This window comes from Archangium sp. (assembly GCF_057119385.1).
Genome location: NZ_DBNGVP010000136.1, coordinates 25,014 through 39,175 on the forward strand (window position 1 = coordinate 25,014; position 14,162 = coordinate 39,175).

Below are 14,162 nucleotides of genomic sequence, written 5' to 3' on the forward strand. Positions count from 1 at the left end.
TCACCCCTCCACCACGCCGATGTGCCGCGCGTCCTCGGGGTCGAACGGCTTGCCGTCGAAGCGGCCGTACCGCTCGCGGGGCGTGAGCCCACAGGCCTGCATCGCCGCGTCCAGCTCCTCGGCGGTGAAGGGCCTCAGCTTGAGACGGCGGATGCCGAGCGGCGCCCCGGGCTGCCGGCGCTCGCGCAGGTGGAAGGCGAACACCGGCCGGCGCGGCTCGAGCGCGGCACCGGGCTCCTCGTCCTCGCGGGGAGCGGCGGGCTCGGGCGCCGGGTTGAGCACGTCGTAGACGAAGATGCCTCCCGGCAGCAGGTGGTGGCGCACCGTGGACAGGAAGGCCTCGAGGTCCTCCCGCGAGCCCATCATCCCCAGGGCATGTTGGGGAGCGAGCACCACGGGGAAGCGCTCGGGCAGGCGCAGCGAGCGCGGGTCGGCGTGGAGGAAGCGCACGCGGGCGGCCACCTCCGGCGTCTCCGAGCCCCGGAGCTCCTCGGCGGCCTGCACCATGCGCTCGGACGGGTCCACGCCGAGCACGGACAGGCCCGCCCCGGCCAGCGCCCAGGCCACGCGCCCATTGGCCGCGCCCAGCACCAGCACGGGGCCCCCGTGCTCGGCCGCCTGGCGCGTGTAGAAGGGAATGTCGGGTTCCTGCCCGACGAGGGAGAGCGGCGTGCGGCCGCGCGTGTCGTTTCCGGCCATCATCTCCCGGACTAGCACGGTTGGAGGCGCAGCGGGGTCAGGACGCTGCCATTCCTGGGCACCCGCGTACCCAGGGGCTGTCCGGGAGCCGACGCATGGCCCCGTCTCCGAGTCGGACCGGGCTGGCACCCGGCTTGCGATGGCTCGGGACGAGGGGTGCCGCGTGGGTACCCGGATTCCTCGGAACAGGTGGGCAGCGACATGAAGGGCGGATGGCGGTGGGCGGCGGCGCTCGTCGTGACGAGCGCGATGTGGACGGGCTGCACGCAGACGACCAGCGGACATGACGAGTCCGAGCGGAACAACCCCGGACTGGACTCGCCCCGGGAGGACGAGAATGGCTCGACGCCACCCGCTGGCCCGGGCACGGGTGGCGGAGGAAGCCCCGGCACGGGCACCCCGACACCCGACCCGGTTCCGACGACTCCGCCGGGTCCGGTGACTCCGCCGGGTCCGGTGACTCCGCCGGGCCCGGTGACTCCACCGGCGCCAACGCCCGCGCCCGAGGAGGCCATCCAGTTCACCTCCCCCCCGGGCTGGCGCTTCTACGGCACCCAGCACGGCGGGCCCCGGCGCGTCTACGGCATCTCCGCGGACGAGGGCGGCAACGTCTGGGTCGCTGGCGGCGAGGACGGCCTCTTCATGCTCCGTCCAGGCGCCGACACGCTCCAGCGCTTCACCATGGCCGACGGGCTGCGCCCCTACGGCTTCATGCCGGACGGCAGCGAGCCCCCGGGCGAGAAGTACCTGAAGGTCATCTCCGTGGCGGGCGGCCCCGCCGGCACCGTCTTCGTGGGCTACGAGGGCCGGCCCGGCACGGGCAACAACCACTGCGAGAGCAACTGGGACGGCCCCAGCCCGGACCCCTCCCGCTACAAGAGCGGTGACGCGGACAAGGTGACGCTGCGCGCGGACGGCACGCTCGAGGTCGTCCACTACGACATCTTCTCCGGCCCCGGCGTGGTGCGCGACGAGCTGCGCGGCCGCGAGAAGATCTGCAACATCCTCCGCATCGCCTACGACAAGAACACGAACAGCGTCTGGTTCGGCGGCAACCACGGCTTCTCCCGCGGCGACGCCCGCTACACCGGCAACAACACCTGCAACGGCCAGCTCTCCTGCTCGGGCGTCATGGAGCACGTGCACCCGCACATCAACGCGCTCAACGAGCAGGGCAACGTCGTCCTCCTCACCGACGCCTACTACGGCGTGGCCGTCCACCCCAGCGGGGATGTCTTCTTCGGCGGCTCCAACCGCTCCACCCGCTTCCGCTACGGCTCCAACGGCAACAACTACTGGCGCGCCCAGAGCATGAGCGAGGACCATGCCTATGCCTGGAACCGCTTCGACCTCTGGCCGGACAAGGTGGGCGAGCCCAACATGTCCCGCCCCGCCGACCGCGTGGACGACCACGTGTCCGGCATGGCCGTGGCCGGCGATGACACCGTCTGGGTCAGCTCCTTCACCAAGGGGCTCGCGCGGATGAACGCCGAGGGCGGTGACGTCCAGTACCTCAACGTCGGCGTGCCGCACCTGTCCACCGTGGCCGTGGACCCCACTGATGGCAGCGTGTGGACCGGCGCCCGCTGGCTCGGCTCCGTCTTCCGCGTGAAGGACGGCAAGGTGCTCACCTACGGCTGCTCCGACTTCGGACGCCGGCTGTGCATGAGCACCGTCGCCGACATCCAGGTGGACCGGAGCAACGGGCGCCGCATCCTCGTCGGCTTCATGGGCAGCGACGAGTACCACGTCCCCGGTGCCATCGGCATCTACTCGGGGAATTGAGGCACCGGGTGGGAGCACGGTTCCCCTCCTGGAGCACGGAGGGGAACCTGGTGTCTTCGATACCCTCACCCCGGGGGGCTTGCCCCCCCTTTGAACGACGGGGGGCTCCTCTCCCGGGGGGAGAGGGGAAGTTGGAGGGGAAGTGGGGGGGTTCAGATCAGGCGCAGGTGAACGACCAGCGGCAGTTGTTGGAGAGGCACTCCCGGTCGTACGCGCACGCCGCTCCACGCGACTTCTTGTTCTGGCACTTGCCCGAGTTCGTTCCCCAACCGCAGTACTGGTTGCTCGCGCAGTGGGAATCGCTGTCACACAGGCACGAGCCCGTGGGGTTGATGTAGCAGTCCGCGCTGCACCGGTCCGTCGTGCACTCGTTGTCCGACTTGCAGCTCTGCCCATACGTCTTGGACCGCGGCGTGAAGCACCACCCCACCGCGTCCGCGCAGCCGCCGCACGCCCCCGACAAGCACTGCCCATCCCGGCTGCACGAGTCCCAGTTGCCCTTCTTCGGCACGCAGTCGTTGTCACCCGGGTTGGCCGGAATCTCGTCCTGGCAGTAGCTCGTCGCGCCGCAGTCCCCATCATCGTTGCACACGCAGCGCCCATCGAACGTCGAGCACAGCACCGAGGTGCACTGGTCGCTGATGCACTCCGCGTCGAAACGGCAGCCCTCGTTCAGCGTCTTCGAGTCCGGCGCGTACGCCATGCCGCACACCGTGGGGTAGCGCGCCTCGCGCACGGACTTGTCCTCGTAGGGGGCAATCCCGCTCGTGTCGATGTCCGAGGCCGGATCCGCCATGCCCGCGCGCGGCCCGTTCGCCCGCTCCCACATCCGCAGGAACGTCTCCGCCGAGCTCGACAGCCCCGCCGTGTTCGCCCCCAGCCGACCCAGGTCCCTCAACAGGTCCGGCAGCAGGCCCACGTGCGCCAGGCCGTACTCGTCGAAGTCCGTGCCCAGCCGCCCCGGCCCGTACACCTCCTGCTGGTGCGCCTGATCATCCGCCTCGGCCTGGAAGCCCGCCGAGCACGCTCCGTGCGGCCCGAAGCGCGGCCGCGTCTGCTGGATGAAGCCGTTGAAGTCCGCGCCAAACGCCATGGGCACCTTCAATCCCTGGCGGCCATACTCGTACGCCTGCGCCACCGAGCGGCTCGAGCCCTGGCAGTTGTTGGCGATGCCGGACTTCGTGTACGCGCGCGTCTCGTCATGCGCCGTGCGCAGGCCGAACATGCCGCCCGTCTGCCGCACGTACTGCACCGCCCACGCCGGCGTCGTCTTCTCGTCCTCCGCCAGCTTCGGGTTCATCACCTCGCGGAAGTGACCGTGCGAGATGTACATGGGGTAGTAGTTGTTCGCCTGGGCGATGGCGAAGGCGTCCCGGGTGCTCTTCTCGGACAGGTGCGCCATGTCCACGAGCATCCCCTTGTTCATCATCGCCTGCACCAGCGCCTTGCCCTCGTCCGTGAGGCCCTTGGTGTTGCGGCAGTTGCCCGCCGCGTCCCGCGCCACGTCGAAGCCGAGCGTGAACGAGCCCGTCGTCACGCCGCAGTCGTAGTCGATGTGGCAGTTCTCGATGAACTGGGCCGCCTGGAAGATGGCGTTGTGCAGCGCCGCGCCACCGAAGCGGTTGTCCAGCTGGTGCACCGGTTGGATGGAGCGCACCCCGAGCGCGTGGAAGCGGTCCAGCTCGCCGCGCCAGTCCTTGGTGCCGAAGAGCTTGCTCGTCTCGATGGAGAGCACCATCGCCAGCTTGCCGGCCCCGATGATCTGCCGGGCATGCGCGGGCGACAGGGCGATCTCCGCCCAGTCCGTGCGCGCGTCGAAGTCACGGGCCATCTGCAGCTGCACCTCGACGTCCGCCATCTCGTCGCAGGGGCGGTCGAGGTTCTGGTACGGCAGCGCCCGGCACAGGAAGCCGTTGCTCACCAGCGACACCACCACCAGCGACATGCCGCCCTGGTGCGCCTGCCGCAGCCAGCCCTCCCAGGACTGCTGGTGCGCGATGGTGTCCCAGCGGGGCCACTCGGTGCCCACCTCGCGCCGGCCCAGGTGCAGGCCCGTGTCTCCCTCCGTGCCCTCCATCTTGCCGATGAACTCCGAGCCCACCGCGCCCGCGAGGCCGAAGAGATCCGAGAGGATGGGGACGCCGCTCAGGTCCACGCTGCCCGAGTTGGGGCACAGGTTGAGCAGCTCGCTCAGGTCCATGCGCACGCGGGCATGGTCGCTCTCGGGAGCGCCTCCATCACAGCGCGTCAGCGCACCGGTGTGGCCGCCGTGGAACCAGCCACCACCGAAGGCCTGCTCGGCGAACATGTGGTGGTGCAGCTCCGCGAAGCCGTTCACCACCCGCTGCTGGTTCTTCCCCAGCTGGGGCGCCTCGACGGGCTCCGGCTGCACGGGACTGCAGCCCTGGGCCAGCACGAGCGCCAACGACAGCACGAGCACTGCTCCGCAATGAGACAGGGATTTCATGAAGGGCTCCCTTTTCAGGAAGCTTCCCTGATACCGCCCGTACCTCTGGAAATGAAGGGAGGGGGTGAAAAAATCCGCCCCGGTTTGTTTCTCCATTTCGGACAGGAATGACCCGCCTCCGCTACGCAGTGCGGCGCTCGGAGAGGAGTCCGAAGTGGCTCCGGACGCGCTCGGCGGGCTCCAGGAGGCCCGCCCGTTCCAGCTGTCCCGCGGCCCACGACAGCGCGGCGGGGAGCGAGGCGGCGACGTAGAACGGCGTGGGCATGGGCTTGAGGTGGATGAGGATCCTCGCCCCCAGCGCCACCAGGGGCGAGGTGACGATGCCCACCGTCCCGAGCGAGCACTGGCGGAACAGGGCCTCGTGCTCCTGGATGAAGTTCGCCTGCCGCTGACGCTGCTCGGAGGACGGGTTCTTCAACAGGCGCGTGTCCATGATTCCGACGTACCGCTCCCCCCGGCGCAGATAGGTGAGCAGCTGGCCCAGGTACTGCTCCTGCTGCGCGTTCGTGAACTCGCTCGGGAACCTCACCTGCAGCAGCGGCCAGAGGGAGTCGTCGATGGTGATGGAGGCCGAGGGGTCCATACGACACGAGGGGCAGAGGGACCCCTCCATCCTACTTCAACAGCGTGCGGTACTTCTCGTACAACGCGTGCTGACCACGGGGGTCCTCCGGCGGCGCATCCAGGCCACGGGTCCTGCCCCATCACACATCGGGAACCGTCCCATGTCCCCACTCTCGCGGATGATGCTCGTCCCCCTCCTGCTCTTCCTCGGGGTCGCCGACAGCGCGGCATCGAGTGGAGGCCAACTCCCGCGGATTGGATGGGTCTACAGGCTCGAGGGCCATCTGAATGGCCAGACCGTTATCTATGTGGGGTCCGCAGCGGACCTCAAGCAGCGCCTGACGAACAATCACAAATGGGCCAGGCTTCTCCAGCAGGAAGGCACGAAGGTCTATGCGAAGGAGGTCTTCGCGAATCTCGATGTGCCATCCTCCAACAGGCAGACCCTGCTCAGCGCGAGAACCGAGGCGCTACGTGCCGCGGAGCAACGCGTGCTGGAGCAAGCAAGGGAGCAAATCGAAAGAGCCAACCGGCGACTGGCGACAAGTGAGAAGGAAACGCGGCTCCTCAACGAACTGAATGCCTCGACGGATGCAACCGCATGGGCGGCCAGACACAAGGTGACCACCAGCGACAGGTGGCAACTGGTCGAAAGGCGTGTTGCAGGCACTGCACCCAAGGCACTCATGGCACTGACACTCCTGGACGCTTGGCTGCTCTATCGTGATGCGCGGATGTCCCAGTACGTCATGGCACCTTATGTACTGGGTGACGAACGAGGGTTCTTCACACTGGAGCAAAGTACCTCGCTGCTGCCGTCACGGCATTACAAGGCCTACCTGAGCGGCAGCGAGGAAGGGCAGAAGATCGAAATATCCGCCTCGGAGTTCCGCAGTCTGAGGGATGAGGCCGAGGCTCTGTGGGGGACGACGGACTGGAAGGGTGACTTCGTTCCGGGTCTTTTGAACAGGGAACTTCCAGTCATCCAGCAGCCAGATGCCGTACCGATGGAGTAGCGCCCGCCCTACATCGCGAAGGAGACTCATCCGCATGAACGCCGAGCAGTTCTGGAAGCTCATCGAGTCATCCCGGAACGGGTTCGACCCAGACCGGATTGACGGAAACATGGAGCGGCAGCGCGAGGAACTCCGACGCCTGCTGTTGCAACTGCCACCCGAGGAGATCCTGGACTTCCGCAACCAGTTCCTGGAGCGGATGGCCGCGGCATTTCACTGGGACCTGTGGGGGGCCGCCTACCTCATCGCGGGCGGCTGCTCGGATGATGGCTTCGCGGACTTCCGGAGCTGGTTGATCTCCATGGGCCGCCGCGTCTTCGAATCCGCCTTATCGGACGCGGAATCACTCATTGAGGTCGCCGATGCGCCTGGAGTCGAAGACGTCTTCTTCGAGGAGTTCCAGTATGTGCCGGCTCAAGTCTACGAGGAGCTGACAGGACGGGAGCCCCCCGAGTACGCAAGACCGTCCCCCATGGAGCCCGCTGGAGAGCGGTGGAATGAAGACGAGGAGAACCTCGCGCGGAGGTTCCCCAGGCTCTGGGCCAGGTACCGCCGGGAATGAACCGGCGTCCCCGCCCTACTTCGCCAGCGTGCGGTACTTCTCGTACAGCGCCTGCTGGCGGCTGGTGAGCGGCACCTGCCTTCCTCCCAGCCACATGCCCACCGGGCGGCTGCTCACCTCCAGCGGCTCCCCGTTCCACAGCACCAGGTCCGCCACCTGCCCCGGTGCCACCTGCCCGCCCTCGAGCCCGAAGGACTCCGTCACGTTCGAGGTCATCGCCCGCAGCGCCTCCTCGTACGGCAGACCCCACGCCACCGCGTTGCCCGCCTCCTGTGCCAGCGTGCGCACCATGTGCGGCTCGCCCATGGTGGAGATGAGCACCTTCACCCCCGCCCCGCTCAGCAGCGCCGCCGAGTCCATCCGGCTGTTCAACCCGTCGAAGCTCGACGGCAGGTTCTGCGTGGGCTGCACGATGACGGGCACCTTCGCCGCCGCCAGCTCCGGCGCCACCATCCACGCCTCGCGGCCTCCAGCAATCAACAGCTTCAGCCCGTACTCGCGCCCGAGCGCCAGCGCCGCCCGGATGTCCGACACCCGGTTCGCCGTCACCACCACCGGCAGCGCTCCCGCCAGCACCGGCTGCAACGCCTCCAGGTCCAACCGGCTCGCCGCCAGCTCACGCATCCGGTTCTGCTCGAAGTCCCCCTTGCGCCTGGTGTACTCGCGCGCGTCCGACAGCAGCTCCCGCAGGCGCTCCAGCACCAGCGCCCTCGGGCCGGACACCGCGTTACGGCCCGTCACCCCCAGCTGGATGTGCAGCGCCAGCGGCGCCCGGCGCACCGTGCCGTCCGTCCCCACCCACGCGCTCTGCCCCGACACCAGCCCGCCCACCGGCACCACGCCCGCCGTCGTCACGCCTCCCAGCCTCGCCACCGGGAACGTCTCCGCCGCCGGGTTGAGGCTGTCCACCGCTCGCAGCGAGGCGCGGATGGGCTCCTTCGCCGCCTCGCCCCGCAGCGTGTCATCCACCGTGGTGTCCTCCATCCCCACCTCCACCACCCCCAGGCTGGTGAGCGGATCCACCAGGCCCGGCGTCAGCACCCGGCCCTTGCCGTCCACCCCGCGGCACCCCGCGGGCACCGCGCTCAGCGCCCCCGCCTGCACCCGCGTCACCTTCCCGCCCTCCACCAGTACCGAGGCGTGGGCCTGCCACGTCCCCCGCGAGAGCACGGCCACGTCCTGGAACACCGTGCACGCGCCGTCCTTGACCTCCAGCGGCCGCGCGCACCCGTCCTCCTTCGAGGGCTCGCAGCGTGCCTCCAGCCCCATGTCCTTCAGCGCCGGAGCCGCCGCCGGCCGCGCCACCAGCTTCGCCGAGCCCCCGGCCCGCTCGCCCAGCTCGAAGTCGCTCGCCTCCACCGCGCCGGTGTCCGCGTCATACGTCACGACACCGTCCGCCCAGACCCGCTGCGCGCGGGCGTAGACGGACAGCGGGTGGTTCTTCCACAGCACCACGTCCGCCATCTTCCCCGGCTCCAGCGAGCCCGTCCGGTCCTCCACCCCCATCACCCACGCGGCGTGCAGCGTCACCCAGCGCAGCGCCTCCTCCTCCGTCAGCGGGATACCGGACTCGCGCGCCCGCCACAGCGCCTTGCCCGCCTCCTGGTTGAGCCGCTGAATCCCCAGCGCCGAGTCCGAGTGGATGACGGTGCGCCCGCCCGCCTGCGACACCAGGCCCGCGTTCTCCGGAATCCCGTCCCAGGCCTCCATCTTGAAGCCCCACCAGTCCGCCCACGTCGCCACCGCCACGCCCTTGTCCGCCAGCCGGTCTCTCAGCTTGTAGGCCTCCAGCGCGTGGTGGAAGGCGCGGATGGTGTAGCCGAACTCCTCGGCCACCTGCAGCATCACCGCCATCTCGTCCGCCCGGTAGCAGTGGTTCTGCACGAGGATGTTGCCGCGCATCACCTCCACCAGCGTCTCCAGCTGCAAGTCCCTCAGCGGCGCGGGCCCGGCCTCCTCGGCCTTCTTCGCGTGCTTCTTCTCCCAGGCCTCCCAGCGCTCCTGGTACTCGCGCGCCCGGGCGAAGGCCTGCCGGTAGCCCGCCACGTTGCCCATGCGCGTGGCCGGCGCGCGGCGCTGCGCGGCCCCGTAGCTCCGGCGCGGGTTCTCCCCGCACGCCATCTTCAGCCCGTCCCTGGCCCCCGGAAAGCGCATCTCCGCCGCCGAGCGGCCAAAGTGCAGCTTCACCGGGAAGGCCCGCCCGCCCATCAGGTTGGCGCTGCCCGGCAGCACCAGCATCGAGGTGATGCCACCCGCCGCCGCACGGCGCAGGGCCGGATCCTGCGGCCAGAAGGAGTGCTCGGCGGACACCTCGGCCGTCACCGGGGCCGTGGCCTCGTTGCCGTCACTGGTGGAGGTGGTCTCCGGCGAGCCGTACACGCCCAGGTGGCTGTGCGCGTCGATGATACCGGGTGTCACATACAGCCCTGTTCCATCCACCTCCTCGGCGCCCGGCGGGGTGGCCACCTCCGCGTTGCGTCCCACCGCCAGCAGCTTCCCGTCCGCGAAGGCCACCGCCCCGTCCTCGATGGCCGGGCCCGAGGCGGGCATCACCGTCGCATGACGCACCACGACCGCGCGTGTCTGGTTCCACACCCGTGCTGGCACGCCCGGTGAGGTAGCAACCTTTGCAGGAGGGTGGGTGGGAGCAAGTGTGCTGGGGGGAACGGTTGCGCAGGCGGTCAACAACAGCAGAGGTAGGTGGCGGTAGCGCATGCCGGCCCTCGTATCACGGTAGAATCCCGGGTGCCCATGTCCTCCGCCCCTCCCTCCCCCCTCCCCACGCCCTCCGCCCCCGGCGCGCAGGATCGCGGAGGCCGGCTCGCGGCATGGCACCCCCCCGGGTGCTGGCGGAGACACCGAGCGCGCTGGCACGCTCTACCCACCCGGTAGCCCTCTCTCCCCCACCGCTTCACCCTGAGCCCATGACCGCCTCCATTCCCATCCAGTTCCCAAATCAGTTCCGGGGCATGTTCCAGCGCGTGGAGTCCACCTACCGCCCCCTCCTGGTGGATGCGCTGAAGAAGGTCCACGAAGCCCCCATCCCCACGGAGCTCCGGCCCTTCTTCGACCATGTCACCGTGGAGAGCCCCCAGCCCTCCTTCATGCTCATCCCGCTGATGTTCCTCGCCGCCGCCGAGGCGTCCGGAGGCATCACCCCGCGGCACATCGATGCGCTGCCCGCCATGCTGCTGAGCATGGAGGTGACGGCCATCGCGGATGACACCGTGGACCGCACCCCCATGCGCTCCGGACGGATGAGCTTCCCCCGGCGCTTCGGCGAGGCGAGCGCCACGCCCTTCACCGGCGCGCTGCTCATGCTCATGGCCCAGCATGCCCGGCGCTGCTCGCCCGAGTTCAGCGACGCCCTGCTCCAGTACGTCCTGCGCATCTTCTCCATGTTCCTCTGGGAGCGGCAGAACACCTACCCGGAGCAGGCCACCTTCGAGCACTGGCTCTCCCAGCGCTACGCCGCCACCGGCGTGGCCACCGCGTTCGCCATCGACAGCGCCCTGGCCCTCAACGGCCGCGCGCCCCTGCCTGGCACCGTGGTGGACCGCTTCAGCTACATCTTCCAGGACGTGGATGACGTCGTCGGTCTGCTCGAGCGCCGCGACGAGCAGGGCGAGAACGATGACCTGCAGATGGGCATCGTCACCCGGCCCCTGCTCCTCTCCATCGGCCAACGGCCGGAGCTCGGCGCGCTCGTCGAGCAGCTCTGGAAGGAGTACCGCCCGCTCCACGGCGCCTCGCTCATGGAGTTCCAGCAGCAGCACGCGGAGATCTGCGACCGCACCCGCTTCCTCCATGATCGCCTGCGCCAGGCCATGCTGGAGATCGGCGTCCCGGCGGCGGCCCGCTGCATGCTCGAGGACCTGCGCGTGTGCCTGGAGGAGACCCCCGCCGCCATCCGTCCCTTCCTGCGCGAGCTGACGCTCTCCATCATCGACCGCCTGCACCGCTGCGAGGATCCGGAGCTCAACCGCATCCTCGAGGAGTGCTTCCGCGAGGAGCCGCGGGACGAGGCCGCCCGCTCCACCCAGGGCCCCACGCCCGCCCGGCAGCCGCGGACCCTCTGCGTCTACTGTTCCTCGAGCGGCATCGTGGAGCCGGCGTGGTTCGAGCTGGCCGCGGCGCTGGGGGCGGAGATCGGCAAGCGCGGAGACAGGCTCGTCTTCGGCGGCGGCAACACGGGGTTGATGGGGGCGGTGGCCCACGCCACGCGCGAGCACGGCGGCGACGTCATCAGCGTCATCCCGGAGGTGATGCGCGGCACGCCCTACGTCTTCGAGCAGTCCACCGAGCTCATCGCCACGAAGGACCTGCGCGGCCGCAAGGCGGTCATGGAGATGCGGGCCGATGCGTTCGTGGTGCTCCCCGGCGGCTTCGGCACGCTGGACGAGGCGCTGGAGATCATCGCGTCCAAGCAGCTGCACATGCACCGCAAGCCCATCGTCTTCGTGAACGCGAAGGGCTTCTGGGAGCCGCTGACGGCCCTCTTCGAGCACCTCTTCCAGGAGCGCTTCGCCAGCGCGCAGCACCACCGCCACATCTACCATCTGGCCGAGGATCTGCCGGGCGTCTTCGCCTATCTTGACTCCTACGTCCCCCCGCCCTTCCCCGCCAAATGGTTCTGAGCGCCAACGCCGCCCGAGGAGCAGCAGCAGTGAAGAAGATCACGTTCGTGAGCACCAACCGCGGCAAGGCGAAGGTGCTGGAGAAGTGCCTCGCGGCGGTGGGCTACGAGCTCGAGCGCCTCGAGCTGCCCATCATCGAGCCCCAGGGCAGCACGCTGGAGGCGGTGGCCCTGGACAAGGCGAGGCAGGCGTTCGCGTACTTCGAGGAGCCGCTGGTGGTGGAGGACAGCGGCCTGTGCGTGGACTCGCTGGCCGGCTTCCCGGGCCCGGTGACGAAGTACATGCTGGAGACGATTGGCGTGGCCGGACTGCTGAGGCTCGCCCATGGGCAGGAGCCGCGGACGTGCCGCTTCGTGGGCGCGATGGTCTACGTGGACGAGGACGGCACGCCCCACACCTTCGTGGACAGGCAGGCCGTGGGAAGCCTCGCCCTGGAGGCGGACAGCACCCGCGCCCCCGACGCCTGGTCCTCGGTGTGGAACGTCTTCATTCCGGAGGGCGGCACGAGCCCCCTGTCCGCGCTGTCCCCCGCCGAGCGCGACGCGGTGTTCGGCCGGTGGCAGCACCAGTCGGTGTACGCGCAGTTCGCGCGGTGGCTGGTGCAGCGGGACGAAGCGGCTACCGGGAAGCGCGGCGGCGGCGTGCCCTGAGCGGGACGAGCGCCCCCAGCAGCAGCCAGGGCGCATCCGCCGCGAAGCCGGAAGTGCAACCACACCCGGAGTCCTCCGCTCCGCCTGGAGCGGCCACTACGCGCACGGTGAAGGTGCAGCTCGCCGTGTTGCCCGCGGCGTCGGACGCCGTGACGCGCACCGGGTGCTCCCCCGGAGGGAAGGTGGCGCCAGACGGCGTGCTGTAGCCGAGCGTGACGTCCGAGGCGGCGTCCGTCGCCCGCGCGGGCGCGTAGTGCACCACCGCGCCACCAGTGTCCGTGGCGGTGGCCTCCACGTCCGCCGGGCAGGTGAGCTCCGGCGGCGTACAGTCCCCGAAGAAGGCCGGGGACAGCGCGTACGGCTCCCGCCCCCGGGCCTCGTCCGTCGCGGAGTAGTAGAGGGTGCCGCCCGTGTACGTCAGCGCCTGGGGCGCACCGCCCGCCACCCCGGCGTCCACCGCCCGCGTCCCCGCTTCCGTCCCGTCGCTCACCCAGAGCGAGGCACCAGTGCCATCGTCCGCCGTGAAGAAGAGCCTCTCGTCCGCCGCCGTCAGGGCCTCGGGTGACGCGCCCACGCTTCCGGGGCGGACGTCCTTCACCCGCACCGTGCCCGCCTCCGTCCCATCGCTCTTCCACAGCTCGACACCCCCGAGGCCATCGTCCGCCGCGAAATAGAGCGTGTCCCCCACCGCCGTGAAGGAATGGGGGCTCGAGCCCGTGGCCCCCGCGTGGATGTCCCTGACGAGCCGCGTGCCCTCGGACGTCCCGTCGCTCACCCAGAGCTCGGAGCCATGCACCTCGTCGTCCAGGCGGAAGAAGAGCCTGCCGCCCACCGCCGTCAGCGCCTCGGGCGCCGGGTGCAACGGCTCGCCGAAGAGCGCCTGGACGCGCACCGTGCCCGCCTCCGTCCCGTCGCTCCGCCACAGGTCGTCATCGGTGGTGCCGTCGTTGGCCGTGAAGAAGAGCGTGTCCCCCACCCCCGTCAGCTGGCCGGGGTAGGCGCTGGCTCCCGCCGCGGCGATGTCCTTGACGAGCACCGTGCCCACCTCCGTCCCGTCGCTCTTCCACAGCTCGAAGCCATGGGTGCCATCATCGGCGGCGAAGTAGAGGGTGTTGCCCACGGCTCGCATGGACCGGGCGACGATGGAGGTGCTGGTGCCCGGGTGGATGTCCTTGACGAGCCGCGTGCCGTCGAACGTCCCGTCCGTCACCCAGAGCTCCCGGCCCGTCAGATGGTCGGCGGTGGCGAGCCAGGCCTTCCCGCCCATCACGACGAGGTCCGTGGCGTTGCCCCCCTCCCGCCCGGCGTTGAGCTCCCGCACCATCACCGTGCCCGCGGGCGTCCCATCGCTCCGCCACAGCTCGAAGCCGCGGGTGCCGTCGTTCGCGATGAAGAGCAGCACCCCGTTCAGCCCGGTCAGCAGTCCGGGATTCGCGCCGGCCAGTCCGGGCTGGATGTCCTTGACGAGCATCGTGCCCGCCTCCGTCCCATCGCTCTTCCACAGCTCGGCGCCGTGCGCCCCATCGTCCGCGACGAAGTAGACCGTCTCGCCGATGCGCAGGAAGGAGCCCGGCGACGCACTGCCCACGCCCGGAGCCACGTCCCCGAGCACGGCGGGAGGACGGCACCCCGGGTGTGGCGTGCCCTCCGCCCGCGCCGGCAAGGTGCTCCCCACCGCCAACGCGAGCACCAGGCGCCACACCGCCGCCATGGACCGATGAACCATCCGCTCCCTCGCTTCCCCAAAGACACAGGGGGCACGGGGCCCGGGAATCTCCCGGA

Annotated in this window: 10 protein-coding genes; 5 read left to right on the top strand and 5 right to left on the bottom strand. The window is 69.9% G+C overall.

Features of this window, described 5'->3' with window-relative positions; translation table 11 throughout:
* Positions 1-699 (bottom strand): class I SAM-dependent methyltransferase, encoded by a 699-nt coding sequence (locus tag AC16DP_RS33250; RefSeq protein ID WP_329727865.1) that lies wholly within the window; start codon positions 697-699, stop codon positions 1-3.
* A 201-nt stretch (positions 700-900) separates the two neighbouring features.
* Here AC16DP_RS33250 and AC16DP_RS33255 point away from each other — a divergent pair, with 201 nt between their 5' ends.
* Positions 901-2,484 (top strand): NHL repeat-containing protein, encoded by a 1,584-nt coding sequence (locus AC16DP_RS33255; RefSeq protein WP_329727820.1) that lies wholly within the window; start codon positions 901-903, stop codon positions 2,482-2,484.
* A gap of 157 nt (positions 2,485-2,641) precedes the next feature.
* On the opposite strand, the gene AC16DP_RS33260 is transcribed toward AC16DP_RS33255, so the two are convergent.
* Positions 2,642-4,951 (bottom strand): membrane dipeptidase, encoded by a 2,310-nt coding sequence (locus AC16DP_RS33260; protein ID WP_329727821.1) that lies wholly within the window; start codon positions 4,949-4,951, stop codon positions 2,642-2,644.
* A gap of 121 nt (positions 4,952-5,072) precedes the next feature.
* The gene (locus AC16DP_RS33265) at positions 5,073-5,534 is read right to left on the bottom strand and encodes a hypothetical protein (protein WP_329727822.1); all 462 of its coding nucleotides are present in this window, start codon (positions 5,532-5,534) and stop codon (positions 5,073-5,075) included.
* A 142-nt stretch (positions 5,535-5,676) separates the two neighbouring features.
* Here AC16DP_RS33265 and AC16DP_RS33270 point away from each other — a divergent pair, with 142 nt between their 5' ends.
* Both AC16DP_RS33270 and AC16DP_RS33275 read left to right on the top strand, forming a co-directional pair.
* Positions 5,677-6,531, top strand: a complete 855-nt coding sequence (locus tag AC16DP_RS33270; protein WP_329727823.1) for a hypothetical protein — start codon at positions 5,677-5,679, stop codon at positions 6,529-6,531.
* Positions 6,532-6,565: 34 nt separating this feature from the next.
* Complete coding sequence (locus tag AC16DP_RS33275) at positions 6,566-7,093, top strand: DUF4240 domain-containing protein (RefSeq protein ID WP_329727824.1); 528 nt, start codon at positions 6,566-6,568, stop codon at positions 7,091-7,093.
* A 15-nt stretch (positions 7,094-7,108) separates the two neighbouring features.
* Here the strand turns inward: AC16DP_RS33275 and AC16DP_RS33280 are convergent, their stop codons facing one another.
* On the bottom strand, positions 7,109-9,700 hold the full coding sequence (locus AC16DP_RS33280) for an amidohydrolase family protein (protein ID WP_329727825.1): 2,592 nt from the start codon (positions 9,698-9,700) through the stop codon (positions 7,109-7,111).
* Between the two features lie 317 nt (positions 9,701-10,017).
* On the opposite strand from AC16DP_RS33280, the gene AC16DP_RS33285 reads away from it, so the two are divergent.
* Positions 10,018-11,730, top strand: a complete 1,713-nt coding sequence (locus tag AC16DP_RS33285) for a TIGR00730 family Rossman fold protein (RefSeq protein ID WP_329727826.1) — start codon at positions 10,018-10,020, stop codon at positions 11,728-11,730.
* 29 nt (positions 11,731-11,759) lie between these two features.
* Positions 11,760-12,380: a non-canonical purine NTP pyrophosphatase gene (locus AC16DP_RS33290; RefSeq protein ID WP_329727827.1), complete on the top strand. Its 621-nt coding sequence runs from the start codon at positions 11,760-11,762 to the stop codon at positions 12,378-12,380.
* On the opposite strand, the gene AC16DP_RS33295 is transcribed toward AC16DP_RS33290, so the two are convergent.
* Positions 12,349-14,106: an ELWxxDGT repeat protein gene (locus AC16DP_RS33295; RefSeq protein ID WP_329727828.1), complete on the bottom strand. Its 1,758-nt coding sequence runs from the start codon at positions 14,104-14,106 to the stop codon at positions 12,349-12,351. The two genes, AC16DP_RS33290 and AC16DP_RS33295, sit on opposite strands and share 32 nt — an antisense overlap.
* Positions 14,107-14,162 lie beyond the last annotated feature (56 nt).

Excerpts from the sequence above, each read along its gene's own strand:
- AC16DP_RS33275 (WP_329727824.1), top strand. The coding sequence starts at position 6,566 with ATGAACGCCGAGCAGTTCTGGAAGCTCATCGAGTCATCCCGGAACGGG.
- AC16DP_RS33295 (WP_329727828.1), bottom strand. The coding sequence starts at position 14,106 with ATGGTTCATCGGTCCATGGCGGCGGTGTGGCGCCTGGTGCTCGCGTTG.
- AC16DP_RS33255 (WP_329727820.1), top strand. The coding sequence starts at position 901 with ATGAAGGGCGGATGGCGGTGGGCGGCGGCGCTCGTCGTGACGAGCGCG.
- AC16DP_RS33250 (WP_329727865.1), bottom strand. The coding sequence starts at position 699 with ATGGCCGGAAACGACACGCGCGGCCGCACGCCGCTCTCCCTCGTCGGG.
- AC16DP_RS33265 (WP_329727822.1), bottom strand. The coding sequence starts at position 5,534 with ATGGACCCCTCGGCCTCCATCACCATCGACGACTCCCTCTGGCCGCTG.
- AC16DP_RS33285 (WP_329727826.1), top strand. The coding sequence starts at position 10,018 with ATGACCGCCTCCATTCCCATCCAGTTCCCAAATCAGTTCCGGGGCATG.
- AC16DP_RS33260 (WP_329727821.1), bottom strand. The coding sequence starts at position 4,951 with ATGAAATCCCTGTCTCATTGCGGAGCAGTGCTCGTGCTGTCGTTGGCG.
- AC16DP_RS33270 (WP_329727823.1), top strand. The coding sequence starts at position 5,677 with ATGTCCCCACTCTCGCGGATGATGCTCGTCCCCCTCCTGCTCTTCCTC.